This window comes from Diplocloster modestus (genome assembly GCF_019042245.1).
Lineage (GTDB): Bacteria > Bacillota > Clostridia > Lachnospirales > Lachnospiraceae > Diplocloster > Diplocloster modestus.
The window spans coordinates 1-23176 of the sequence record NZ_JAHQCX010000018.1; the positions used below are offsets into that span (position 1 = coordinate 1).

At 38.3% G+C, this 23176-nt stretch carries 33 protein-coding genes; all 33 read right to left on the reverse strand.

The window, feature by feature from the left end:
- The coding region (locus tag KTH90_RS19920; RefSeq protein WP_238727320.1) for a hypothetical protein at positions 1–219 on the reverse strand (219 nt) is incomplete at its 3' end.
- Positions 220–1152, reverse strand: a complete 933-nt coding sequence (locus KTH90_RS19925) for a hypothetical protein (protein WP_238727321.1) — start codon at positions 1150–1152, stop codon at positions 220–222.
- A gap of 12 nt (positions 1153–1164) precedes the next feature.
- Complete coding sequence (locus tag KTH90_RS19930; protein ID WP_238727322.1) at positions 1165–1974, reverse strand: hypothetical protein; 810 nt, start codon at positions 1972–1974, stop codon at positions 1165–1167.
- Entirely contained in the window at positions 1964–3052 is a 1089-nt protein-coding gene (locus tag KTH90_RS19935) for a siphovirus ReqiPepy6 Gp37-like family protein (RefSeq protein ID WP_238727323.1), read from the reverse strand. The genes KTH90_RS19930 and KTH90_RS19935 overlap by 11 nt, the downstream gene beginning before the upstream one ends.
- A 9-nt stretch (positions 3053–3061) precedes the next feature.
- Positions 3062–3922 carry a phage tail domain-containing protein gene (locus KTH90_RS19940; protein WP_238727324.1) on the reverse strand — a complete coding sequence of 287 codons (861 nt, stop codon included), beginning with the start codon at positions 3920–3922 and terminating at the stop codon, positions 3062–3064.
- Between the two features lies 1 nt (position 3923).
- Complete coding sequence (locus KTH90_RS19945; protein ID WP_238727325.1) at positions 3924–6656, reverse strand: hypothetical protein; 2733 nt, start codon at positions 6654–6656, stop codon at positions 3924–3926.
- Positions 6657–6928: 272 nt separating this feature from the next.
- A complete protein-coding gene (locus KTH90_RS19950) occupies positions 6929–7258 on the reverse strand; it encodes a hypothetical protein (protein WP_238727326.1) in 330 nt (109 codons plus the stop codon).
- 22 nt (positions 7259–7280) lie between these two features.
- Positions 7281–7859 carry a hypothetical protein gene (locus KTH90_RS19955; protein ID WP_238727327.1) on the reverse strand — a complete coding sequence of 193 codons (579 nt, stop codon included), beginning with the start codon at positions 7857–7859 and terminating at the stop codon, positions 7281–7283.
- Positions 7852–8178 (reverse strand): hypothetical protein, encoded by a 327-nt coding sequence (locus KTH90_RS19960; RefSeq protein WP_238727328.1) that lies wholly within the window; start codon positions 8176–8178, stop codon positions 7852–7854. The genes KTH90_RS19955 and KTH90_RS19960 overlap by 8 nt, the downstream gene beginning before the upstream one ends.
- Positions 8175–8576: a hypothetical protein gene (locus tag KTH90_RS19965; RefSeq protein WP_238727329.1), complete on the reverse strand. Its 402-nt coding sequence runs from the start codon at positions 8574–8576 to the stop codon at positions 8175–8177. The genes KTH90_RS19960 and KTH90_RS19965 overlap by 4 nt, the downstream gene beginning before the upstream one ends.
- Positions 8569–8919: a phage head closure protein gene (locus KTH90_RS19970; RefSeq protein WP_238727330.1), complete on the reverse strand. Its 351-nt coding sequence runs from the start codon at positions 8917–8919 to the stop codon at positions 8569–8571. The genes KTH90_RS19965 and KTH90_RS19970 overlap by 8 nt, the downstream gene beginning before the upstream one ends.
- Complete coding sequence (locus tag KTH90_RS19975) at positions 8909–9214, reverse strand: hypothetical protein (protein ID WP_238727331.1); 306 nt, start codon at positions 9212–9214, stop codon at positions 8909–8911. The genes KTH90_RS19970 and KTH90_RS19975 overlap by 11 nt, the downstream gene beginning before the upstream one ends.
- A 49-nt stretch (positions 9215–9263) precedes the next feature.
- Positions 9264–10601 (reverse strand): phage major capsid protein, encoded by a 1338-nt coding sequence (locus KTH90_RS19980; RefSeq protein ID WP_238727332.1) that lies wholly within the window; start codon positions 10599–10601, stop codon positions 9264–9266.
- 16 nt (positions 10602–10617) lie between these two features.
- Positions 10618–11427, reverse strand: a complete 810-nt coding sequence (locus tag KTH90_RS19985) for a head maturation protease, ClpP-related (protein ID WP_238727333.1) — start codon at positions 11425–11427, stop codon at positions 10618–10620.
- A 3-nt stretch (positions 11428–11430) separates the two neighbouring features.
- Positions 11431–12579: a phage portal protein gene (locus KTH90_RS19990; protein ID WP_238727334.1), complete on the reverse strand. Its 1149-nt coding sequence runs from the start codon at positions 12577–12579 to the stop codon at positions 11431–11433.
- Positions 12580–12595: 16 nt separating this feature from the next.
- On the reverse strand, positions 12596–14305 hold the full coding sequence (locus KTH90_RS19995) for a terminase TerL endonuclease subunit (RefSeq protein WP_238727335.1): 1710 nt from the start codon (positions 14303–14305) through the stop codon (positions 12596–12598).
- Positions 14292–14648, reverse strand: a complete 357-nt coding sequence (locus tag KTH90_RS20000) for a P27 family phage terminase small subunit (protein WP_238727336.1) — start codon at positions 14646–14648, stop codon at positions 14292–14294. The genes KTH90_RS19995 and KTH90_RS20000 overlap by 14 nt, the downstream gene beginning before the upstream one ends.
- Before the next feature lie 102 nt (positions 14649–14750).
- Positions 14751–15017, reverse strand: a complete 267-nt coding sequence (locus tag KTH90_RS25525; protein ID WP_408626301.1) for an HNH endonuclease — start codon at positions 15015–15017, stop codon at positions 14751–14753.
- A 253-nt stretch (positions 15018–15270) separates the two neighbouring features.
- Positions 15271–15765: a sigma-70 region 4 domain-containing protein gene (locus KTH90_RS20005; RefSeq protein ID WP_238727337.1), complete on the reverse strand. Its 495-nt coding sequence runs from the start codon at positions 15763–15765 to the stop codon at positions 15271–15273.
- 14 nt (positions 15766–15779) lie between these two features.
- A complete protein-coding gene (locus KTH90_RS20010; protein WP_238727338.1) occupies positions 15780–15944 on the reverse strand; it encodes a hypothetical protein in 165 nt (54 codons plus the stop codon).
- A 60-nt stretch (positions 15945–16004) separates the two neighbouring features.
- Positions 16005–16967: a ParB/RepB/Spo0J family partition protein gene (locus KTH90_RS20015; RefSeq protein WP_238727339.1), complete on the reverse strand. Its 963-nt coding sequence runs from the start codon at positions 16965–16967 to the stop codon at positions 16005–16007.
- Positions 16968–17732: a ParA family protein gene (locus KTH90_RS20020; protein WP_238727340.1), complete on the reverse strand. Its 765-nt coding sequence runs from the start codon at positions 17730–17732 to the stop codon at positions 16968–16970.
- 2 nt (positions 17733–17734) lie between these two features.
- Positions 17735–18202: a VRR-NUC domain-containing protein gene (locus KTH90_RS20025; RefSeq protein WP_330656123.1), complete on the reverse strand. Its 468-nt coding sequence runs from the start codon at positions 18200–18202 to the stop codon at positions 17735–17737.
- On the reverse strand, positions 18129–19025 hold the full coding sequence (locus KTH90_RS20030) for a rolling circle replication-associated protein (protein ID WP_238727341.1): 897 nt from the start codon (positions 19023–19025) through the stop codon (positions 18129–18131). The genes KTH90_RS20025 and KTH90_RS20030 overlap by 74 nt, the downstream gene beginning before the upstream one ends.
- A 168-nt stretch (positions 19026–19193) precedes the next feature.
- Positions 19194–19634, reverse strand: a complete 441-nt coding sequence (locus KTH90_RS20035; RefSeq protein WP_238727342.1) for a hypothetical protein — start codon at positions 19632–19634, stop codon at positions 19194–19196.
- Complete coding sequence (locus KTH90_RS20040) at positions 19609–19821, reverse strand: hypothetical protein (protein ID WP_238727343.1); 213 nt, start codon at positions 19819–19821, stop codon at positions 19609–19611. Before KTH90_RS20040 ends, KTH90_RS20035 begins: the two co-directional genes overlap by 26 nt.
- A 40-nt stretch (positions 19822–19861) precedes the next feature.
- A complete protein-coding gene (locus tag KTH90_RS20045; RefSeq protein ID WP_238727344.1) occupies positions 19862–20044 on the reverse strand; it encodes a hypothetical protein in 183 nt (60 codons plus the stop codon).
- A 24-nt stretch (positions 20045–20068) separates the two neighbouring features.
- Positions 20069–20260 (reverse strand): hypothetical protein, encoded by a 192-nt coding sequence (locus KTH90_RS20050; protein ID WP_238727345.1) that lies wholly within the window; start codon positions 20258–20260, stop codon positions 20069–20071.
- A 27-nt stretch (positions 20261–20287) separates the two neighbouring features.
- Positions 20288–20560 carry a hypothetical protein gene (locus KTH90_RS20055; protein ID WP_238727346.1) on the reverse strand — a complete coding sequence of 91 codons (273 nt, stop codon included), beginning with the start codon at positions 20558–20560 and terminating at the stop codon, positions 20288–20290.
- A gap of 32 nt (positions 20561–20592) precedes the next feature.
- Entirely contained in the window at positions 20593–20769 is a 177-nt protein-coding gene (locus KTH90_RS20060; protein WP_238727347.1) for a hypothetical protein, read from the reverse strand.
- Positions 20770–20923: 154 nt separating this feature from the next.
- Positions 20924–21250, reverse strand: coding sequence for a hypothetical protein (locus KTH90_RS20065; protein WP_238727348.1), 327 nt, complete (start codon positions 21248–21250; stop codon positions 20924–20926).
- Between the two features lie 43 nt (positions 21251–21293).
- Complete coding sequence (locus KTH90_RS20070) at positions 21294–22127, reverse strand: hypothetical protein (RefSeq protein ID WP_238727349.1); 834 nt, start codon at positions 22125–22127, stop codon at positions 21294–21296.
- 65 nt (positions 22128–22192) lie between these two features.
- Positions 22193–23026: a hypothetical protein gene (locus KTH90_RS20075; protein WP_238727350.1), complete on the reverse strand. Its 834-nt coding sequence runs from the start codon at positions 23024–23026 to the stop codon at positions 22193–22195.
- Positions 23027–23176 lie beyond the last annotated feature (150 nt).

The following is a 23176-nucleotide window of genomic DNA, read 5'->3' on the forward strand; positions in this document are numbered from 1 at the left end:
ATAGTCCCTGTTAACAGGATTGCTACTGCCAACAACACCTGATTCGGAGAGTTTTTGCCAGCTTAAATTATTATTTATATTTCTGTCAGCTTCTTCAAGTGCAGCAAGTTTCTGTTCTACTGTCTCACCATCTGCACAAAAAACAACATCCGCTGATGTGTGGGAATAGAATATATTACCGTTTTCATCTTGGCATTCTATCTTTAAAATTTCTGACATTTAATTCACCACCTTGAAAAATATTTTTCTTGTCGTTGCGGTTGCATAAGATGTTCCCACCTTGATTGAGTCACCATCCGCGCCTTTTGGCCCCTGTGCTCCCGTCTGTCCTGTTGATCCGGTATCACCTTTTTCTCCTTTTAAACATCCAATGTATGCCCATTTCGCTGTTGCTGCTGCTCCGGAAAGCGTACATTTATATACATTATATGTACTAGTATTTAGATACTCATCATCTACCAGCGCCGATGCAATTCCAGAACTTGAAAATACAGTTCCTTCCGTTACCGTTCCCGTAATAGCTGTACCAAAATAGTGCTTGCTTCCTCTTTGTCCTGCTGCTCCTGTTTCACCTTTAGTACCAGTTGTGCCTTTTTCACCTTTGATATTTCCAATTTTGTTCCAGCTCCCCGCTGATCTCCTGTAAATATCAAAATTGGAAGAATTCAGATAATAATCTTCATCCTTCCCCGTAGCCGCTGTCGGCGCAGTATTTCCAAACAACCATGTTGTTCCATCCTCTCCCCTTGCACCGGTTTCACCTTTAATACCTTGCGTTCCAGCTGCTCCTGTTGGCCCCTTGATGCTTCCCTTATAAATCCATTTTGCGACTGACGCTGCACCAGCCACTGTACATTGATATACTAATCCGGTATTAGTATTTAAGTACCAGTCATTAATAAGCGCAGCGGTAACGCCTGATTGTGCATATACCATTGCCGTAGTAGATGTTCCTGTTATTCCAGTTCCAGACCACCAGATCGCCCCCCTACTACCTGTTTGTCCTTTTAAACTCCCAGCATCCAGTTTTTGTTGAAAAGTCTCTCCATCGCTAAAATAAACACAGTCAGCGGATGTTAATATATCAACATCACTAACTAAAGTATCATTCGAATCGTATAACTGTACTCTTACTTTTTGAAGTTCACTCATTTAATCTTCTCCTTATATAAGTTTTATTCCCATATTTGGACTAACTCTGATACTATCAACCATGCTAATACTTTGTCGATCCTTTATAAAATAATAGAAAGTTTTTACTTTCCTATTATTTATAGGTATATCCTGGTTTGATACCACAATATTTACTTTATTGTCTAATTGTAACTGTAAATTACCGGCAGCTTCTTCAGATAATTGCTCTTTCATCCTTTCAAACCAAACATTAAAATTATTTAAGTTATCTGTTTGAAATTCGTTAAAATATGTTTCAAACTGTACAGATATTTGCGAAAAATCAATCTGTTCTACCGATCCGGTTACCCACCCGCATACATCACTGTCCATTCTTTTGTCTGTTATCATAGACTGACTAATATTTGTAGTACCTGCCGCTACATTTATATCAGCAAGTTTTATATCGTATAGAACTCCTGTCCTCTCATTCTGTGGACTAACGGGCTGGGACGCATTATTACCTTTTCTTACAATAGCTCCTATTTTTCTTTCAGTTAGGTCTAATCGCAACACGATACTATCCACTCTATTGAGATTTCCACTTGCCGTTTCAATATCCAGGATTAGATTATCTGTATTATGATATCCGTACCCATTAATCCACGCATACCCTGGCTTGATCATAATCTGCATACTTCCATTCGCAATTACCTGTAGATCATTATTAAATACCCCATTGCAAAAAAGCGGTTTAAAATAATCAGCCCAATGTGATGCATTATATTTTCGATCATGATTTATCGCATTAAAAAAACTGCTTAGCTCTGCCGTGTTTCTCACCTCCATCTTAGCTTTCAAGATCAATCTTTTCCGGTAATGGATCTCCAAATGTCGGAAATAGATTAAAACTTCCGTTCTCATAAACCTCCTGCACTTCTGTTATTCTTTTATCTGCTTCAATCCCCCAATCTTTTTTTCTTACCGTCACGATGTCCCCTAATTCGTAATCCTTTTTATATTCAAAGTTTACCATAGGCTTTGTTTCTGCTTCTAAACACTCAACCACACCATATTCGGCCAACTTTTCATGCCCCCTCTGTGATAGCACATCTTTATATTGTACATCAGTAAGTTCATTTTTTTGAACATCCCTTGCATCTACAATCGCTTCTCGCAAATCCCATCCGCTACCCCCTCCAACTGATATAACCACGCGATCGTTTCCCTCTCCTTCCCCCGCTACTATAGCGCACGTTTTAGTGTTTTGGTCATTATATACGTATGAGACACCATTTAGATTTTTATATATTTCCGAAAATGTTACCCTACTTCTATCCCTTTGATTCTCTGATCTGTCAATCCCGCAATATACTTCGAAAAGTAGTAATTTGTTTTTGTAATCTGCTCTTATACGAAATCCTAAATTACTATACTTGCTTAATTTACATATATACCCATACAGCTCTTTATAAGACACCTGAAAAGCTACAATTTCTTGTGACCCATACAATTCACCCAGTTGTAAAAACGGTATTTTCGTAACGGAAGAAACTAATGTTCGCATTCCTACTTCTGTTTTTCCGTTGAAATTTATAGTTTCTCTAATAACTCTTCTGTCCAAAATAGATGAAAGGAATCTCCCAATTGCGGTAATTTCATTAACGGTATCGTCTATCGTAATTCCTTCAACAATACCGCTTTCTTTACAGATTAATTTTTCTATCTTTCCTTGAGATCTCCTAATGTCCCTCTTAGAAACAATACTTCCTTCCGTAAGTAATTTTAAATTTTTTTCATTCAATGTCACATGTAATTCAAAATTACCACACTCGTAATACTTCCTGGTCCATATAAGGGATCTAAATACATCAATTATTCCTTTCCTATCTAAATTTTCATCATAAATACATAACAATACTTTATTTTCGACCGACATATTTATCACCTATGCAAAAATATACTTGTTTGAATATTCAAGCTTAACATTTAAGTATTCGACACCTTCGTCCGCATCATATTTCACTACGTTGCGACCTATCTGTAATTGTATGTATCCATCGTTGTCTTCATCAACCGTATAATTGTAATCAATCACAATTCCACCACGTATCAATTCAATTGTTATGTTACCTTCTATTGTTTTGATAATAATAATGTCATATGGCTCCATTGTGCATAATAGTTTTAACGTTTCATCTGTTGTCTGGTTATATATGGTAGGATTAACAACATAATCGTCTGCCTCTAATGTTATTGTTAATCCTACATCCCTAGTGCTTTCATTATCAATCTGTTTTATTGTTTCTGTCTCCCGGTGTCCAAATTCTATACCTGATTCTGGTATCTCTAATTCAAATTCCCATTCATCGTACCATTGTGACATCTCAACTGTTATTTCTTCTCCATCTGTAAAGTATGGATCTGTACAAATCAGTGAAATTACAGCTGTCCTGATCACCCCAATTTCCGACACTTCTATACTTTCAACCCTATATTTTATTTCTCTTTTTGTCCCGTTCTCTTCATGTATAAAAGTTCCTTCTGAATGAATTTTAAATACCCTAGCAAGATATTCTCTATTTTCTCTATAATTTCTAATTATGTTTGCGGTTATTACGATATTTCTTTCTTCCAACCCCTCCCCGTTGTATGTTGATCCATCTGTAGTTGCGTTTTGTGATCGGTTTACTTTATTTTTCACGGTATAGATACCATCACAACTTTCCAAAAAATATTCCGTCTGCTCATGATCATACATAAAGAGAGCAGATAAACCATTGTCATTTCTACATACAATTTTTTTCATGTTATGCCCTCTTAAGTTGCAGAACCATCTGCCGTGTTGCATTCCGTGTCTGTCTCGCAGTCTCTGCTGGCGACAAAGCTTGCGGACTATTAATTGTTATATTTTGTACATAACCTCCATAACCTGCGTATTGTATCTTATCTGCACTTCGTTTCTGTGCCGTTATATAGCTATCAAATGTAGTCGGAATTGAATCCTGCATATCTTGCTCCTGTGATTCCATTTCATCCACAAATCCAAGGCCCAGACCAGCCGCCATCTGTTTTCCGACTTCATCTCGCATTTTTCTTGAAGGTGATTTTATTCCTAACCATCCTTTAACGGCATTAACAGCATCTTTTGCTGCATCAACTGCTGCCTCTACAATACTACCCGCTGCACTTACAATACCGCTTGCAATTCCCTTTATTATATTTTTCCCTACCTCCAACCAGTCTGTGTTTTTAAAAGTTTCAATAATAGATGAAATTATCTGCGGTAAAGCCTTTATTATTTCTGGTATCGCTTTAATTAGTCCTTCTATTAGTGCTCCAATTAATTTGATACCTGATTCTATTATTTGGGGTAAGTTATCAATTATAAACTGAATAATCGATGTTATTACTTTAGGCAAAGCCTCAACTAATGCAGGAATCGCCTGAATAATGCCGTTAATAATATTCTGTAGAATAACTATACCCTGATCCAATATCTTCGGTAAATTTTGTGTTATTGTGTTAAGAATAGCTGATATCATTTGTGGCAATGCAGCTATTAGTTGTGGTATCGCCTGTATAATGCCTGAAATTATAGCTGATAAGATATTCATTCCAGCGTCTATAATCGCTGGAAGGTTATCAACTACACATTGTACAATAACCGGTATTAATGCAATTATCTGCGTCATAAGTTGCGGAATAGCATTTGCTATACCGTTTATCAAATTTACTAATATTTCGACTCCACTTGCTACTATAAAAGGCAGATTCTCTGTTATTACCGTACACAAATTTGTAATTATCACAGGGAGCATTTCCATTAATTGAGGAATAATCTGGTTTAGTCCATCCATTATTCCGCCAAAAAAAGTTACCGCAGCTAATAGTAACTGCGGTAATAAAGTCGGGAACGTATTTATAATAGCAGAAATCAACCCAAAGAAAGCCGTTAACAATGTCGGAAGCAAACCATTTATCAGCACTGGTAAATTTGTTGCTATCGTTGTTATTATAGCTGTAAGCAAGCTGCTTGCAGTAGCGATTAGATCTGGGGCCGCAGCCGATATTTTTTCTATTGCGGTTCCAAGCAAATCAGATATCGTTATGTTCATTTGGTCTATTAGACCTGATATTCCATCATTTTTATACGCTTGCAGTAGATCCTTGATAGCTCCCATTGCCGTATTCATGGCTCCCGTAAATGTTGTCAGTATTCCTGTTGAGACAAAAGTATTAAATAGGCCTTGTGCTGATTGTTTTAAAGCATCCAGAGTATCCCCAAATACTACCGCAGCGTCGACTGTCTCATCACTCATAACCATTCCCAAATCTTCACATTGCTTCATCAGCTCTTCGACTGATCCACTTTGTTGATTCAGCAAAGGCAACAACGCTTGCCCTTGTTTTCCAAATACCTCCGTGGCTAATGCTGATTTTTCAGTTCCTTCCTCCATTCCCTGGAACGCTTTCACTACATCAGTTAAAGTTTCTTCCTGGTTTCGTAGGCTTCCATCTGTGTTATTAATGCTCACCCCTAATTTTTTGAAGGTTGATTGGGCGCTTTTATTTCCTTCAGAAGCCGTTTGCATAGTTGATACCATTTTTTTCATCCCGGTACCGAAGCTGTCAATGTCTGCACCATTTTGTCCCAATACATATGACCACTTTTGATATCCTTCTCTAGACATTCCCAGGCTTTGTGACATCTTATCAATTGTATCCAGGCTTGATGCTTGCTGGACTGCCAATCCTGCAATAGCTGTTGCACTACCGATCGCAGCTGTTGAAAAAGCGGCAAACGCTTTAGCTGTTCCACCAACGGCAGTTGTTACAACTTGAAAACCTCCCTGTGCAAGTTTAGTTCCTTCTTCCCCCACTTTTTTCAACATCTGTGTTAATGTTGGTAATTTTCCTGACACTTCTCCAACTTTATTTTTGACAGATTCAAAAGCAGAACCTAATTTACCTATTATTGGGATCTTATCAGCTGTAGAAGATACTTTTTCTTTTACCCCTTCAACTGCCGTCTTCACTTTTTGTATCTTCTCTGATCCATCCGCGGCTTCCTTAACTTTATTCTTAACTTCTGTAAACGCTGTTCCCAGCTTGTTTACTACAGGTATTTTCTGCGCTATTGCTGCAATTTTATCACCAAACGTACCCGTAGCTACTTTTAATTTTTCAAATGTAGTAACCTGTGATTTTAGATCATTTAATTTTGACGTTGTTAATACTATTTCTCTCTGTAAGTCTCTATATGCTGGATCATTTACATCTTTTCCTGCCGCAACCATTTGCTTTTGTGCTTCCGTCAAAGTTTTCAGTTTTGATTCTGTTTCGGAAATTGCTGATTTTAGAACCACTTGCTTCTGCCTCAAAAGGTCAGTATTCGATGGATCTAATTTCAAAAGTGAATTGATCCCTTTCAATTCACTTTGCAACTCCTTTGTATTCTTGTTAACGCCAGTCAATGCCTTATTTAAAGGAGTTACATTTCCGTCAATTTCTACCGTAATCCCTTTTATACCTTTTCCCATCGTTTACCCCCTTTCTGAACCGAACAACGATCTTAACTGTTCCCGATCAGGTTCTGTCTGTTGTAACATATACGCATTTTCTAAATATTCTTGTCCGGCCTCTGTTTGATTACACTCATGTATAAACGCATCTCTTCTATACTGCCAATAATCCACGACATTCAGGTTATCAATCTCAATCATATTTAATCCTGTATATTCATGAACTAAATGTTCCCAATATGTTTTGATATCAAAAAACCCTTCTTCCTCAATAGGATAGAAGGGTAAAATTAGTTTGGGTTCGTTTTTACCTGGATAACAAAATCCCTGTATGCGTTATACAGAATAATTAGATCGTCGAAATCTAATTGCTTTGATACATAATCGACTGTTATTTCTTCCCGGGCAAGGTTATTGGATAAAATTAAAGCCGCAAGTTCATAAAGATCATCAATTGTATCACGATTTGATACTGTACAAGTTTTTAATTTCTTATCCATATTTTCCATAATATCGTATGTATATTTACTCGGTGTTCCTACTTTAATCACTTTTCCATCATATAGTTCAAAGTCTATATGTGTCACTTTCTTGTTTTTAAAACTTATACAATTCTCCATTATGTTTCCTCTCTTCCATTGCTTATACTTCCGGTGTTACGCTGATATCTATCTCTTCAACAAACTTGATCAGTGTCCCTTCTTCGTCCTGTGGTTTGCATGAAAATTCAGCATCAATAACTGTTGCGCTGTCTTTTGCATACGTCAGCGTAAAACCTGCCGTATTCCTCCCAACAATAATTAACCAACAGTCCCCTTCTTCTTTGTCTTCATGGTGAAAAATAATTACATAATTTTTTTGATCATCATTATTCACACCACCAATCTTTACAATCCTGTACTTCCCTTCTTCGCTTACCCGTGCTGTTGGTGTTAAAGTCTTTAGAGTATTTCCGTTCCATGTAAAAAGTCCCGTTGTAAATTTAGCCTCTTCTTCTGTTAATACCTCTTTTACTCGATATCCCAGATCGTCTTTTTCCGTTGTAAACGTCGGCTTATACTCAACTTTTGCACCGTTTTTTATGTATCCCATACGATTTTCTTCAATGCATACGGCTGTTATCATTTCTGCCACCGTCATTGCTTTTACTGCATCTTCAAATTCTCTAAAATACAGATGTCCACTGCCCATTGCTACTTTCTTGTTTGTTCCTTTATCCATTATTCTCCATCCTTTCTGCAAACCCAGTATAATATACCGTCATAAACACTTTTTCACTATCCATCCATTGCCGATCTTTTTTATACTCCAAACCTGCATCATTAAATAGTACCTCTATTTTTTCTTCATTTTTACGATTGATCGAGGAATCATAGTATTCCACCGTTAAATCATGATCAATAATGCAATTTTTTGTGTCATGTCCTGACACATTTTGAGTGTCGATAAACACCATAAAAGGAGTCGTGACCGCTTTTTTAAATGCGGTATCCTCTGTTTTTATACCTGTTTGTTTAAGCCATGCTAATATGTCCTTCATTCTGCACTCACCGCCTTTTCACACAATTCCACCATTGTTTCTTGAGCTATTTGCTCTCCAAATTCTATATGTTTTATTTGCGGCGATCTCCCCCCCTGCCGTAAAGCATGACCATTTTCAAGCAGATGTGTTTTTCTGTATTCTTGTGATGCGACATACCAGGTTTTCTTTTTGTTAAATTTCGTTTGTTCTGTTGTTTCAATTCGGAATGCTTTGATATACTTTCCAGTTCTTACTCCATACCCGGTTGATAAATGCGTCTTAATCTCTTCATTGCAACGATCTGCTGCCATATCCACTGCTTCAAATACGCTTGTTGCAACCTCTTCGCACCACTCACCTAACCCTTCCGCTATTGCTTTAGCCAAATCGTCAGGTTTGACACTATTACTACTCATAATCCATCTTCTTCTCTCTGTGCGTCTCTAATTTCGTGAGAGAAATTCTTAAAATAGGCGGTAACGTACTTTTATCCGGTTGGATCTGTTCGATTTCATACTGCCGTCCATCTATGATCACAATATCGTGTGTATCTATCTCGGACATCAATTGTACATGAATAGACTTCACAATTTCTTCTCCAACCGCTTTCGCACCATAATGCCTTTTAATGCTTACTACTTCTTCCCCGTACCTGATTTCATAATCCAGCTTTGGTATTATGTTGTCCTCTTCATTCACTCTATACACAGACATTACACCATCATTAAATTCCTCAAATTTTCCTTTTCTATTCGGCATTACTTTCACCTTCTTTATTTGCCTCAATTGCCCCACGGATAGATAGTTCTGTGATATCACTTAGAAAATCCTTCTCAAATTCTTCAATTGCATTTGATCTAGCATATCTACAATATGAAAATAAAAGCTCCCTGGCCTGCATATCTGTTTTATAATCCAGCTTACCCCCATATTTCCTTTGCAAATAACCTTCCCCACGATTTATAATATCCTGCATCTTTTTATTTAATTTTTGATCGGTATGGGTAATATCAAGCTCATTTAAAATGTCTTGAATAAGTTGCTCATCATTCATATGTCACCTCTTTAAAAATGGCAGCAAGCAATTGCCTGCTGCCGTATCATTAAACCACTTCCTGCGCTTCTAAAAACTCTGTTATTATCTCTGCTTTTACAGTTTTAGTAATATCGTATCCTTTATATGCTGCCAGCCCTTTAATCTGATCAATAGTCATTCCCTCAAGTTCTTCTTGCGTCCATGCAGTTTTTTCTACTTCTACCGTCTGTGTATCCCCTGCTTTTTTAATTACATATGCGGCTGGTTCGATCCCTGAAATGTCTAAAACTTCAAATGCCTTATTGTCTTTCGGCTTACCGTTTCCGTAGATATATGCAAGATATACCCTCTCTCGCTGTAAAAACCGGTATTCATCCGACGCTTCAATCACACCATCCTTACCCGTACCCATTCCCATAAAATACTTATTAACAATTCCAATTACAGCTTTTCCTTCTTCCATCTGTTCGCATTGTATTACCCGAGTCGGGAACGGAAGTATATTATTCACATATGTTCCCTGCGGCGTTATTATTGTCGTTGCCGGCATTACTTTTGTAAAATAATCCACCGGATTCACAATCATGATCACCTCTGTAATTGTTCGCGCCCTGCCGTTTTTTGTTTTCGCCAGTTTAGATAAGATGGCACCGTATGTTGCAGGAGTAAAATCCTTCACAACAATGGCTGTCTTGTCCTTATAAGCTTCTCCGTCTGCACGCGCGGCATCCAGATCCTTTGTCATTCCAATTGGCTGCTCTAAACCAGTGCCGTTTACAATCCCTTCTTCAAGCCCTACATATAATGCATCTTTTAAGACCTCACGCACATATTTATCAAGCCATTGTGCCCCTAAATCCAGCATAGACTTAGCAACTGGCATAAAAGCAGTTAACGAGTGAAGAATCATACTGATTTTTTCAAATCCGCTGCTAATCTCCTTTTCCACTTCTGCGTCTATTTTTCCCCATGTTGCGATCTGCTTGTCATTCTTATTTAAAATCCATTCAGTTATGTAGGTCGTATTGACGAAATCAATCGCATCAAGAAGAGGGTGTTCCGCTACCAACTCCGTGAATACGTCTTCGAAAATTGTTTCAGGCATGGTTACGTCAAGGTTTGTTAGCGCTTGTTTCGGATCATTAGACTTCATAGCATCAATAACAGACTCATAGTATTTCTTTTCTATCGATGTCAATTGCCTGATTCCGCGCTGTGCAAGTGTTGTGGCGTCTGCCTGTTCCACATTAATCAACTGCGCCTCCTGTAGCACTTGTTGTTGTATGTTTCCGGCCATGTCTGCCATCGCCTGTGCTACCTTTTTTTCGTCCCCCGAAGCCAAAGCTTCTGAAAATTGCTGCGCAAGTTCCTGTCTATCCTGTACCATAATGTCTTTACTAATCATTTTCTTTTCCTCTCTTTCACTGCTCATTATTTTTTGCTATCCGCTCGAATATTTCCTGCATCTTACTCTTTTCTGGCTTTATCTCTTCCTTAACTTCATTAACCGTTTTTTCTTCTCTTAATTCTTTATACATATTATTAAGCTCATTCCTAAATGTCTGCTGCTGCATCAACTTTACTTTCATTTCTTGTATAGCCTGTTGCAATGCCTGTTGTGTCTGTTGTCCTTTCTCTTCTCCTTCCATACTTTCCACTTTGTCACAAAATCCATATTCAACGCACTGGTCTGGTGTTAAATACGTTTCCGCTTCCATTTTCTTCTTCAATTCCTCTTCGCTAATTCCCTTAGCGCGTTCCATAAAGATCTTGCGATTACTCTCCATAAGCACGTCCAGATCATCCGCTTCTTTTCTCAATTGATCTGCATTTCCCCATGTCTCGATCCACATATTATGTATTAAGGCACTTGTACCTACACCCATAATTCTTTCGTTACATGCTTGTAGTATTACAAACGCAATACTATATGCAACGCCATCAACGTACCCTATCTTTTGTGCTCTATGACGTTTTAAAAGATTATAGATTGCAACGCCTTCTTTCACACTACCGCCGTTCGAATTGATATGAAGTTCAATCGTATGTTCCTCCGGTATAGCTTCAAGCTGATCTCTGAAATACTTTGCGCTGGTCTGACTTTCTTCGTATTCCCATGTTGACCAATTAAGCGCTCCATATTCCGAAACATTGTCATAAATATATAGCTTATGAATATTACTTCCATTATCCTGCTGAAAGCAAAAATAAAAATCTGTCTCTTTTTTCACTTCTTATTCACCCCCTTCCAAATGTTTAAGTTGTGACGCTTCGGCATAATTCTTCGTAATGTAGTGTTTTTTAGACCATTCGGTATCAAGTGGCACATCCCCTAACTTTGTCCTCAATTCATCAATACAATAGATCCCAGATGATAATAGTTTGTCCGCATTAGTTGCCATGTCGAATACATCCACATGCTGGATCGCATTTGTGTTGATCTCCATGTAATTTCCTTTTGCGAACTGTTCTGCTCCATATCTCTTTCGTGTAATCTCTTCTCCCGCCTTATCTGTCATCGGATCAATACAGAATGTCAGAAAATTTTTAGTAATCTGCTGTACATCCGAAATATCACCCATCATCAATGCCTTTGGTATCTTAAATGCTCTTCCTGATATTTCAAACTCATAGTTTATACGTTCCGATATGTCAGCAGGTGTACTATTACTCGCACTCATTTGGCTCGAAGTATCCGTATATTTATACCCTTTCGTCAGAGGAAGCACCGCACTTTCCGCATCGAAGTACGGCCTAAACCTATTGTCAATTAATTCCTGCAATTCTTTCTGGAACTCTGGCCTCTGCTGTAATGCTGCATCTATTTCTAGTACACCTTTTTGCATATTTGATCGCATGTAGGATCTCATTGCATGGGCAATTGTTTTTCCATACTGTGTGTATGATCCGTCAAGGTAGTATTTTATGTTCTTGTCATTCAACTGCATGTATATGACTTCATGTGCACTAAATACTTTATTTAATGACAGCGTTTTAATCGTTATATTGCTAAATGTGTCTTCTTTAAGTGCAAACTGCTGTCTGGTAAAATGGTCAGCCACATACAATCTTCCATTCAGTTCAACAATTAGTGCTTCATTCTCATAGCATAACTGTGTTATAAATTGCTGAATGAAATCACTTGAATTTTGATTTTGGTTAGGCTCTATATTCCATAAGTAGTATTCCTCTCCCCGTACTGGCTGCCCGAGCTGGTAAGTTCTGAATTCGCACTTGCTAACGGTTGATGCAATCATATTAATCCCCACTGCAATTGCCAACTCTTTTATAAAAATATCTGTTGTCGTATTCATTGTGGCAGTGTTCAGGTTAATCTTTGTCTCCCGTCCGAACACAGCTTTAATCCACTCGGTTAAATTCACCCCTTTTCACCCCCTTTCAGAAAACAAATGCTTGCAATTGTGGTGGCGGCGGTAAAATCTCTGGAAGATCTTCCCACTGCGTCATCGCAGCCGCAAATGCAAAGAATCCGTCTGTTTTTCGACTCTTCGCTTCAATTTTCTTATACTGATAATTTCCGTTCTTTTTCGTTTGCACCTTTTTAGTATTGTTCGCATACCAGCGCATGGTTTGACAATCTCCCCATATAATATTGTGATTTGTGAAAGCACTGTCTATAATCGGTTCTACTAACTCGATGTTTGACGGACGCACAAGTTGTATAACTTGATCTTTCATTTTTTTGTCGGGATCATATATGATTCCAACCTTTTCGAGAGATTTTTTTATCAATGATAAACGATAGTTATCTAGGGCCACACGTTGAATATTATATTTTGTCATTTGTTGTGCTATCCATTCCGAAATCAGATCCGGATCTATTTCTAATCCATCTACCATAATGATTTCTCCCTTCCTTAGCGCCCCTTTCATATCATATTTGATCCGTGGCAAATCTTTAGAATTTTTGCACACCCATGTTTGCTGAAACCATATGAATTTTCCGTTTTTTCGAAATAGCAATCCACAACTTGCAAAATCGTTAATCTTTGTATAATCGATTCCAGCAATTGCCGATTGACCTTCGAGATCCTCCCATGGTATAGGCTGGTTCGTGGCTTTTATATTTTCCCAATCTGTCAACTGTATTTCTTTATTAATCCCCTCCCGGATATTCATTCGCTTTGTCATAAAATCGCTGTTCGCGTCTGGATTATCGCAATAATCAATATATTCTTTTTTAGTTTCCTCATATAAGTTTGGAAAATAACGTAACGACGGGTTCGCCTTATGCCACATTTTTTCGTCTGCATACTCTTCTTTTCTATCCAGCATGCATATAAAGCACAACATTCCGTTGTCCTCGATCGTATCTTCCCAATTCGGCACCCCATTATTATCAATCTTTGGTAGGATCTTATCTGCCTTTTCGATTAGATCATCCAGGACTCCATCTGATATATCACCGTTCGTTGTAGCATAGGTTCTTCGAGGATGTGGTTTCTTGCCCAGAGCAGTTGTGAAAACTTTTATGCTGTCATATGTCTCATATGCGTGTACTTCATCAAAATCTACTTTTCCTGATCGCAATCCATCTTTCGTCTTTGCATTGTTCGTCCTATATTTTAACTTCGAATTATTTTTAATTCCTTTTATAACTTCTTTGTTCCAATAAAAATGTTTCCGTAACTTTTTCCTGTTCTTTGGATTTTCAAGCACATTATACACATCATCAAAACTCATTCTTGCCTGGTCTTCACCTGTTGCACATATATCAATGTCATACTCTCTCACTTCATGATACGGACTGATAAGGCAGAAATCTTCAAATGCTAAATATCCATTCTTCCCCGCTCCCCGTCCGACAAAAATTAAAAGATCTGGAAATCTTGGTAATCCATCTTCTCGAAATACGCAATTATGCAATGTAAAACAAAATTTTTCCCATGGTAGAAGATCGAATGGAAAATATTTTTGTAATCCCATATAGTTTTTTAAAACGTCCGTTTTTATAGTCAAAATCTCATTCGAAAACACTTTTTCTATGAAAAAAACAAGTCTTTTTTGCCATAAACAAACGGGATATTCTCCATTTTTTACCTGTTCAATATACTCTGAAATCTCTGGTACTTCATCATAAAGGATCATCAGGATCACCAGCCCCGATTTGTTGTATAGCTCTTAATCCCAATTCAGATATCAGCTTCAACATTTGTGCATTTGTTTTATGAAAAAGTTCAATACTTTCATTTTTTTTGAATCCCTTTTGTCCACCTCCGTTATCGTAAACAACTGGGTTTCCTCGTTTTTTAATATCCGTCGCAAGTAATGTTTTGGTGATGTACATTGTCATGTAATCATCCACAAGATCTTCGAAATATTTACCACAAGTTCCGTTTGCTTCCAGCTGATCCAGAAGATCTTTTTTTATCAACTTAAATAGCTTTGATCTCTCAATTTTTTTTACATTTTCGCTGCTTTCATTTACCATATACACCACCCCCCTCATATGCGCGCGTAGCATATCCGAACTGTCTACCCCATGCCCCGTTGAGAGATTTTCAATAAAATCCAATTCTTTTTAAGGGGGGAGTCACCACCGTTCTTCATTCATAAATCTATCTTTTCTTTTTCTATTCCCTTTTTCTGGATGTCTTGCATTATGGCATGCCTTACATAACGGTATAAGGTTTTGATATTCCTTTCCGTCATACATATATGTCTTACTAAGTGCAAGTCTCGGATGACTTCTCACGTATTGTGCATGGTGCACACTCCCGGCCCGCGTATGTATCCCTCGTTTCTTACAATCCTGGCATTCATTATGAAAATCATTTAATACTTCCTGACGTAGTTCCATCCACTCTGGATGCTTATAAAATTTCCATAGTTTTCCTGAAGCTAACAAGTGGTTGATATACTTTTCTAAGTCCTCCTGTGTCAAACATATCCCCTCTGTCCTGCTGCCATCTGCTAATCCTTCCAGTTCCAAAATAGCGCAAAGAAGCGGCAAGCTTTCACCTGCCGCTTCTTACAATTTGTTTATACTATCATAGTATCATCTGTAATCCACTATTAAAATACCATCTTTTTTCCACCCTTTTATCACGATCTTATGCTGGTAAAGCATCATATCCCCATATGAGTGGTGACAGTTCCCTTAATACTCCAGATACCCATCTTCTCGGTGTATTGTTTCCACATTCTAATTTCTCGGCGATTTCATCATATGTCATTCCGTTAAAAAAATATAATTCAAATGCCTGATACTCCTTCTCTCTTCCCTCCCTCTTTCTTCGTTCCTCTATCTCTTTTACCATTACATCTATATGGGTAGTCATGAGCATACTTCTTACTTTACTTTCCCTTACAGAATTAAGGAATACTTTTTTCTGTTTATCACTCATACCTTCAATTTTTAATTGCTCTGCTTCGCTTATGCTTCTTTCGATATGTATAGCCACATCTCGATATATTTTCATAAGTTCATACGTATCATGGTATTTATCTTTTTTCTTTTTTGCTTCTTCCTGCCTCTTATATTCTCCTATAGCTTTTTTTATAATTACTTCTAATTCAGCATCATTCAAAACAATTATGCTTTCCACTTAATCACCTCTGTTTATTCTTTATGTTTTGGCGACGTACCCACTGGTTTGAATCCCCGCTTGCGGATCTCCTTGTCTTCTTTTTCTATTCCGATCTTTTTCCCGATCATATTAATAATGCTTAATAAAACAATCGTTAAGCAGATTATTCCTGTTATAATAATTGAATTATCTACCACTTTTACTTCGCCTCCTTTTTAATATTGATTCTGCCGATTTAAACAAGATCATACATAGCATCACTCTTCCTCTAACGCATATTCACGCTTTCTTCGCTTGCAGTCTTTAAGCATAGCTTCCAGTATATTTACTTCTTCATCGTTCAAGTAGATATAATATTTTTCTATCATTTTCAAAGCATGTAGCCTCCTGGCGTTTTCCCTTTCATCTTCCGTTGTGTCAGTATCTGACACCGATTGTCTTTTCTGTTCCTGCTCTATTTTATTTTCTTCTTCCTCTTCAGGTGGATTCAACGCATTTACAACCTGCTTTTTCTCTTCTATCATATCCTGGATTTCCCTGCTTTTTATATCCTCTCCGTCCTCCACCCTTTCTGCAATGTCTTTCTGCTGTTCTTCTGGTAACTGGCTCGCCATGTAAGCAGACGTTACCCCTATGTTCCCTTCCTGCATCTGTTCTTTTAATTCTGCTACTGCATTATTGTTGATTGCTTCTAATTGTCCGATTTTTCCCGTGCTCTCACCCAATATTGCTGCAACGTAATCCCTGACCCTCTTACCTTTTTCCAGTACAAGTGATCCTTCTTTTCTCGCCTGTTGTAATACCTCTTTCCATTCCTGCGCCTGTATCATTAGATCGTGATCCGACAGCTTCCGATTGAACGTGTTTCCGCAAAGAAGTTCAATTCTGAAGTTAAGCTCTGTCATATCTTTATATCGGCATGGTACGTTACGATAAGAAGAATTACCTTCTGCGATTAACAGAAGTAAAGCCTCGCGTCTGCGATGTCCAGAGATCAACCGGTATTCCCCCTCGACTCTACCAATCGCAATAGGCTGCTGTAATCCTCCTGCCAACAAAATCCCTGTTGCCAACTCCTGAATTTCATCCATACTATACTTATTATGATTTGTCACTATAATATTTTCGATATCCAGCGTTATCTCTTTATACTCTTCTGTCTTTTCTGCTGCCATAATTGTTGTTCTATTTAGCATATCCAGAACATTAAATCCTGTCATTTATATTCCCTCCTGTTTCAAATACTCTTCTATAAATTTTTTGTAATCCTGTGATGCGCCACATCTTATACTGTATTCTGTAACCGGCTTATGGTACACCGTACAGTCCTTTGTCTGTTTTGAATGTCTTATTTTCTGATGATATATCGGTTGCCCACTTCTTTCTCTAAGCCAACGTTCAGCCGCTTCACTTGTTACAGACTTTTCATAATTTGTAATCAATACCCCGGCTAATTCCGTTTTGCTATTCAGAACTTTGATTTGCTTAACCTGCTGCACTAATTCTTCCAGTCCATCTAATGACCAATTATCTAGGTTAACTGGAATTATAACTTGATCAGACGCGACCAAAGCATTTATCACATGCATTCCAATATCTGGTGGATTATCAATGATGCAATAATCGTATTCATTTTCTATCTCTCGCAATGCTTCTATGTATCTATTATGTTGTGCTGACTCTGTGTCCAACAGTACCTGCTTTTCCGCTGCTTCCATTATCAAATTACATGGCATTATGTCTATACCTTCATACAACGTATTCCATATATTCTCTTTCGACTTTCTGGTTAGAAGCATGTTCATTGTTCCGGCCTCAATTGTAGGATCATAGCATTCAAATGTTCTCGAGGTGTTTCCCTGCGGATCGTTATCAATCAGCAATACTTTCCTTAACTTTTTAACATATAAAAGGTGTGCCATTGCTATAGCCGTTGTACTTTTTCCTACGCCACCCTTTAAATTTACAATAGATAATACCTTCATGTTCACAATCCCCTTTCCGCATCTTTACGTCCACATTGTTCCATTGTCATAAGCACTGTTTTACCCTGCTGCAAATACCATTCAATAGTTTCTTCTGCCTCAATACTTCCATAGCAAACCGCTGTATAATATCCCTGCTCTTCCAGTTTGCTTATCCAATGCTCTTGATTTTTAGTTGCTTTGTTTGGCCCGACTTTTAGTTCTACATACGCTCCTGCATATCCACCCCTGGCAACTGGCAGCACTAAATCCGGTACTCCTGATTTAACACCCATACGTTTAAACCTTGCCGCTTCTGATTTCGTACGCTTTCCTCCATTCGGCACATGATAGAGTAAATCCAATTCCGGGTACATTGATTTCATATTTTCTGACCACAAAATTATTTGTTCCTGCTCATCGTCTTCCGCTCCGCACCACATCACCTTTCCTGTCGGTGTTCTCATTTGACTTATTTTGTAATTTCGCATGCTTATTTCTCCCTTTTTGTTTTATATGCCGCTCTTTTATTTCTATTTCTCCTGTTTCCATTCCCATTGAAAATATCCTGTCAAATACTATATTTGTTTTTCCAATATAGATTAGTGTATATGTAAAGAACATATATCCTGTTACTTCGTGCCACGCTTCTACTATGCTGTCTTTATCAATGCACCATCCTTCTGGTACACATATCGTATGATTGTACGCGTTTCTCCCCATCACTACTTTTTTTTCAGGTTCTGGTATAATCAGATTTTTACTTGCGTTATACCGTCTACTTGATATGCTTTCCTCTGTCTTCATAGCCTTATCTGAATACTTTATAAAATAGTTTGCCAATCTCCTGTATTGCCCATCATTATCCAATGGTTTTAATGTGATCCATCCCTTATTCCATAGGTTTTTCACTTTCAATGCCTCAATATTGTTGATAACTATATGTATATGTACCGCACCACGTTCTCCCATTTCTGGAACCCATACATACTTTAATACCTTACCCTCCCTTTTATATAACGCACGAAGATTACGAAGAAATTTATCAACATCACATTTAAATGCTTTCTTATCTGTTGGCCTAAGATTTTTTTTATAGCTTAATGTTATATACCATGAACTACCATCAAAATTTGCATTCAATATTCTTGTCAATTTTCTTGCAGAGTTTCTACTATTTATCTTTTTTTGCGCTTCAGGTGTTTTATTAGTATTTTTTTCCCGGGTTCCTCCTTTTTTGTTATATTTGGACGTATAATAAAACATAAATTCCTTCGTTTTACCTGCTATGCAGGTTTGCTTTATATATGGCATAAAATCCTCCTATAGTGTCGGTAAAATAATATGCTTATCGAGTCATAAAAGAGGCTTAACCCCTTAATTTCTTGACTTTATGCCATGTACATGCTAAAATTTAAACATAGATAAATACATATGTTACATGGCACATCCGCCCGGTTTCTGCAAAAACCGGGCGGTTTTTTATTCTTCAAACATTTTTATATTTGTTTTTGATCTCTCAATTTTTACTTTATCTTTAGCAAGCATTTTAATCTTTACTTTTTCTCCACTTGTAACTGTTACGCTAATCTCTTTCACTCTTTTGTCACATATATAATCAGCAAACTTCTTTAATCCATCCGCAATATCAGCATGAATAAAATTAGACCCTGCTCCCTCTCCACATAGTTCATCAATTCTCTTTTTTGTACGTTCTTTTTTTGTCACGGAATCCTGATATGCTTTTGCTTCATCACATTCACATATCCGTGTTGCTTCTTCTTCCAGTTGTGGATCTGTCCATTTATCTTCCGTTTGTATCATATGAGTTTGTCCACAAAAGCGGCACATTCCAACCTGCTTTATCAATAGTGCTTCAGGTGGATTCTCCCTTTTGTCAATGTCTTTTTGAGTCTCTTTCATTTTTTTCCTTCCTGCTATTTTCGCTACTATACCAGTACCGTCCTTCATCATCTTTAAAAAATTTATAAATTTTTTCATTACGGTTGATTCCGCCAATGTACTCTAATCCGTACTTATCTCCTCCGTAATTTCCAATACTTTCAATACTAATAGCTCTTTCCCAGGCAATTTGTAATTCATTAACCACCCCTTCACCTTCTCTTGTACCTCAATTTAAAAACCAAATATTAATGTGTATTTATCGCTTTAACGGCATCATCGATCAGATCAAAAGTCTGATCCACAAATCGTGCGTCATCTATCACATATCCAAGCATATCCCCTTGTCCCGGGCACGCACTTTTAAGTGTGCAAATATCAAAGCCCTTATGATTAAAAACTTTTGCATACCTGTCGTTTAAAAATTTCATCTTGTATCTATCCTTTCTTAAATTTTAATTTTGCTTAGCAAATGTTACACCTTCAAACATCAATCCACTATCATCAACAGAGTTATCAAAAGGAAGTATTGTGGTTCCTTTTTCAACCAGCGTCTTAGCTGCTTCGATCGCTTCTTCTCGACAACTGGCCTCCACTTGCACTGAAAAATTAATTCCATATGCCATTTCAATATCCCATTTTTTCATATATCTCCTCCAGTTCTCCTGAAAATTTTAATTGTCAGTTTTCAAAAAAGCCTGCTCCGCTTCCCCTCGTGTCAGAAAAACACTTTTTCCAAACATAAAAGCACTAGATGAACCAGACATTCCACAGCCTTCATACTCCATATACAGTTCGTCTGTCTCACGTTCATCCTCAAATTCTTCTTCGTCTTCTCCCATCATCCGCCCTATGCGGTATCCAATCACTCGCTGCGGATACTTTGGAAATTCCGCTTCATACACAACTGTTCCTATCTCAACCGGTAATTCTAATGTCTTTTTCATCTTAATTCCTTTCTCCGGTTCTCCCGGAAATCTTAATTATCATCAACTTCAAATTCTACATGCGCCGCATCAGCTATAACTCGCTGTAACCAGTCGCGAGCGTCGCGCTCACGGATCGGATCGCAAAAATCCAGCGATACACTAAAATTATGTGATAACGACAATTTATTTTCTGTTTTTACTCCAACCCCAAACAACTTATTTATCACTATTGCACCTCCAAATGTTAATTTTCTAAGCTAAAAATTGCCCAGCGGAGTGCCGCCGCCACTTCTATATCATGTTCCTCTTCCGCTCTTTCAAGCAGTTCGTATAACTTTTCGATTTTTTGTGTATCCATGATTTTACCTCCAAAAACCTAAGTTAATCACGTTTCAACCGTAAAGTGACATAATGTCTACCACCATCTATCCCCTCAATACTGTAATCTCCAAGATTACCATTAGCGTTTATTTTGATAATATCTCCAAGATGATAGTATTGTTTATAGGTATCCAGTCTCACAAAATGTTCCTCAAAAACCTTATCTGGAATGAAAATCAAGATACCCTCATACTTGATGGACGTATACCCATGTGGCACAGAATAATATGGTGCAATTTCAAATTCCGTACCAACTTCATTAATCATCAATCCGTTAATGGATAATTCATTTGTCATTACCCACTTTTCGCCTTCATTTCCGTACATACATAAAACACCTTCTTTCTTACCCAAATTCCGATTTTGTTGATTAAAATCCGTTCCAGATCTGTGTTCCCTTGTAATCAAAACATTCCGGGTCCAGGCATTCTTCCTGGGTCAGATCTGCGATCCTTTTTCTCGATCTTGAAATATAGAGCTTACTCCGGATCTTCGTATTTGGCTGCTCTCGCTCGAGCATTTCATCAAACTCCACCAGATCCTGGTACTGGCCCGTGTGATTTTGCTTAAGATCAGCGAAAAAATAATTTCGGTGAAATGGGCAGAATGTACATGCACTAGCCTTTGTTTCCAGCCCCCACACGTCTTTGATGTACGCATAGTTGTCCTTGCGTTCGAGGCCCATTTCCACCAAGGGAAATCGATTGATAAACATTCTGTGCGGGTTTTCGCTGCACCGCCTTTTTTCCTCTGTCGAAAATCCTATATGCATTTCGTGGGCTTTGATATCCTCCGGCCTTGTCCGCTGTCCCTTGCTGTATCCCAGCAACTCCCAGCGGACATATTTCTGTATCAGACCGATCTTGTAATCCATCGTGCAGTTTCGCATCATTTTTCCCTTTTTCCCGGCTTCATCCACCGTCCAAAAAGGTATGGAGACAACACGGCGCCTCCCGAAATCCCGCATGTAATCCTCGTACAGCGGCGACCGCAGGATCTCAAATCTGATCCCGGCCTCCTGGCAGGCCACCCGTATAAACTCTACCTGATCCATCACCCACGGCGGTTCCATGCCCAGATCACAAAAAGCGATCAGATCATACACCGGCACGAGAGGATATTTCCACGGCTCGCGAACATTTTCGCAAGCCATCAATGCCAACGCGGTGCTCTGCATACCTGCCCCGCAACTTAATATCTTCATTTTTTCGAAAGGAACCCGGCGCGCCTTTTCCCGGGAAGGTTCCGGCCCCTTTCTATGATTTAATTTTATATCATGTCGAACAAACTAAGCTGAACCGGCTTTTCTTGTTCTTCCTTAATCTTCTGTTTCCGGATCTCTTCCAGCTCTGTAATCCTGTCTTTTCCCAGCCATTTATCAGCATGCACCCGGTCAAGGCTGTAGTCATCTAAATTATAATATCCAACCTCGATTAATTTCTTTTCCAGATGCGCAATGCGCTTCTCCTGTGCCAGCTTCCGGTTCTCTTTTTTCTGCATTTTATCCTTCTTTTCCAGGTCGGATGCATGGGTAATCCTAATTCCGTCTTGGATATCCTGTAGATCCTGCATCAGATCACGGCTTTCCCGCTGTTCCGCACGGACATTCAGAACCTCAACCTTGTAACCCTTTAGCAATACTTCTGCATAATATCTGTCTTTTTCTTTCCTTTCAATCTCCCTTACCGACCTCTTTGCCACCTGCTCGCATATGGTTATGGATTTTGCCGTTTTAAACAGCCTTTTTCCCTTCGTGATCGTCACTACCTCTTCGCCATCAAATAATGTATCGTCTTTTCGGACGTATGATACTTTCACATCATAAAACACATTTCCCTTCTTTTTACTGACTGGCTTATGTGTCAGATCACATGTCTTCCCGATATTCATGCACATTCTTGCGCATGTCATCGGATCATAGTTTTGGTTCCACATTCCGTCCCATTCGTTGTATGTCATATGCCAGTAACATATATGCCCGTGCGCCTTCTCCGAAAACTCATCATATTTCCTGCGTATTTCCTGGCTCATTATGTCACGAACCTTATCCACACTTTTATCGTAGTCGTACGATTCTTCTGTTTGGTGGCAATCACATTGCAATAATTTGCATATTCCTCCTCCTGCCGGACCACCGAGTATTTGATTACGTAAATCACACAACTCCTTACAATATGGGCATCTAATGACTGGGTTATTATTCTCTGGCACCCAGAGAATTCCCATGTACGACATGCTTCCGGAACCCAACTG

Coding starts and splice junctions, on each gene's coding strand:
- KTH90_RS19925 (WP_238727321.1), bottom strand. CDS start 1,152: ATGAGTGAACTTCAAAAAGTAAGAGTACAGTTATACGATTCGAATGAT.
- KTH90_RS19935 (WP_238727323.1), bottom strand. CDS start 3,052: ATGTCGGTCGAAAATAAAGTATTGTTATGTATTTATGATGAAAATTTA.
- KTH90_RS19940 (WP_238727324.1), bottom strand. CDS start 3,922: ATGAAAAAAATTGTATGTAGAAATGACAATGGTTTATCTGCTCTCTTT.
- KTH90_RS19945 (WP_238727325.1), bottom strand. CDS start 6,656: ATGGGAAAAGGTATAAAAGGGATTACGGTAGAAATTGACGGAAATGTA.
- KTH90_RS19950 (WP_238727326.1), bottom strand. CDS start 7,258: ATGGAGAATTGTATAAGTTTTAAAAACAAGAAAGTGACACATATAGAC.
- KTH90_RS19955 (WP_238727327.1), bottom strand. CDS start 7,859: ATGGATAAAGGAACAAACAAGAAAGTAGCAATGGGCAGTGGACATCTG.
- KTH90_RS19960 (WP_238727328.1), bottom strand. CDS start 8,178: ATGAAGGACATATTAGCATGGCTTAAACAAACAGGTATAAAAACAGAG.
- KTH90_RS19965 (WP_238727329.1), bottom strand. CDS start 8,576: ATGAGTAGTAATAGTGTCAAACCTGACGATTTGGCTAAAGCAATAGCG.
- KTH90_RS19970 (WP_238727330.1), bottom strand. CDS start 8,919: ATGCCGAATAGAAAAGGAAAATTTGAGGAATTTAATGATGGTGTAATG.
- KTH90_RS19975 (WP_238727331.1), bottom strand. CDS start 9,214: ATGAATGATGAGCAACTTATTCAAGACATTTTAAATGAGCTTGATATT.
- KTH90_RS19980 (WP_238727332.1), bottom strand. CDS start 10,601: ATGATTAGTAAAGACATTATGGTACAGGATAGACAGGAACTTGCGCAG.
- KTH90_RS19995 (WP_238727335.1), bottom strand. CDS start 14,305: ATGATCCTTTATGATGAAGTACCAGAGATTTCAGAGTATATTGAACAG.
- KTH90_RS20000 (WP_238727336.1), bottom strand. CDS start 14,648: ATGGTAAATGAAAGCAGCGAAAATGTAAAAAAAATTGAGAGATCAAAG.
- KTH90_RS25525 (WP_408626301.1), bottom strand. CDS start 15,017: ATGGAACTACGTCAGGAAGTATTAAATGATTTTCATAATGAATGCCAG.
- KTH90_RS20015 (WP_238727339.1), bottom strand. CDS start 16,967: ATGACAGGATTTAATGTTCTGGATATGCTAAATAGAACAACAATTATG.
- KTH90_RS20020 (WP_238727340.1), bottom strand. CDS start 17,732: ATGAAGGTATTATCTATTGTAAATTTAAAGGGTGGCGTAGGAAAAAGT.
- KTH90_RS20025 (WP_330656123.1), bottom strand. CDS start 18,202: ATGCGAAATTACAAAATAAGTCAAATGAGAACACCGACAGGAAAGGTG.
- KTH90_RS20030 (WP_238727341.1), bottom strand. CDS start 19,025: ATGCCATATATAAAGCAAACCTGCATAGCAGGTAAAACGAAGGAATTT.
- KTH90_RS20035 (WP_238727342.1), bottom strand. CDS start 19,634: ATGAAAGAGACTCAAAAAGACATTGACAAAAGGGAGAATCCACCTGAA.
- KTH90_RS20045 (WP_238727344.1), bottom strand. CDS start 20,044: ATGAAATTTTTAAACGACAGGTATGCAAAAGTTTTTAATCATAAGGGC.
- KTH90_RS20050 (WP_238727345.1), bottom strand. CDS start 20,260: ATGAAAAAATGGGATATTGAAATGGCATATGGAATTAATTTTTCAGTG.
- KTH90_RS20055 (WP_238727346.1), bottom strand. CDS start 20,560: ATGAAAAAGACATTAGAATTACCGGTTGAGATAGGAACAGTTGTGTAT.
- KTH90_RS20065 (WP_238727348.1), bottom strand. CDS start 21,250: ATGTACGGAAATGAAGGCGAAAAGTGGGTAATGACAAATGAATTATCC.
- KTH90_RS20070 (WP_238727349.1), bottom strand. CDS start 22,127: ATGAAGATATTAAGTTGCGGGGCAGGTATGCAGAGCACCGCGTTGGCA.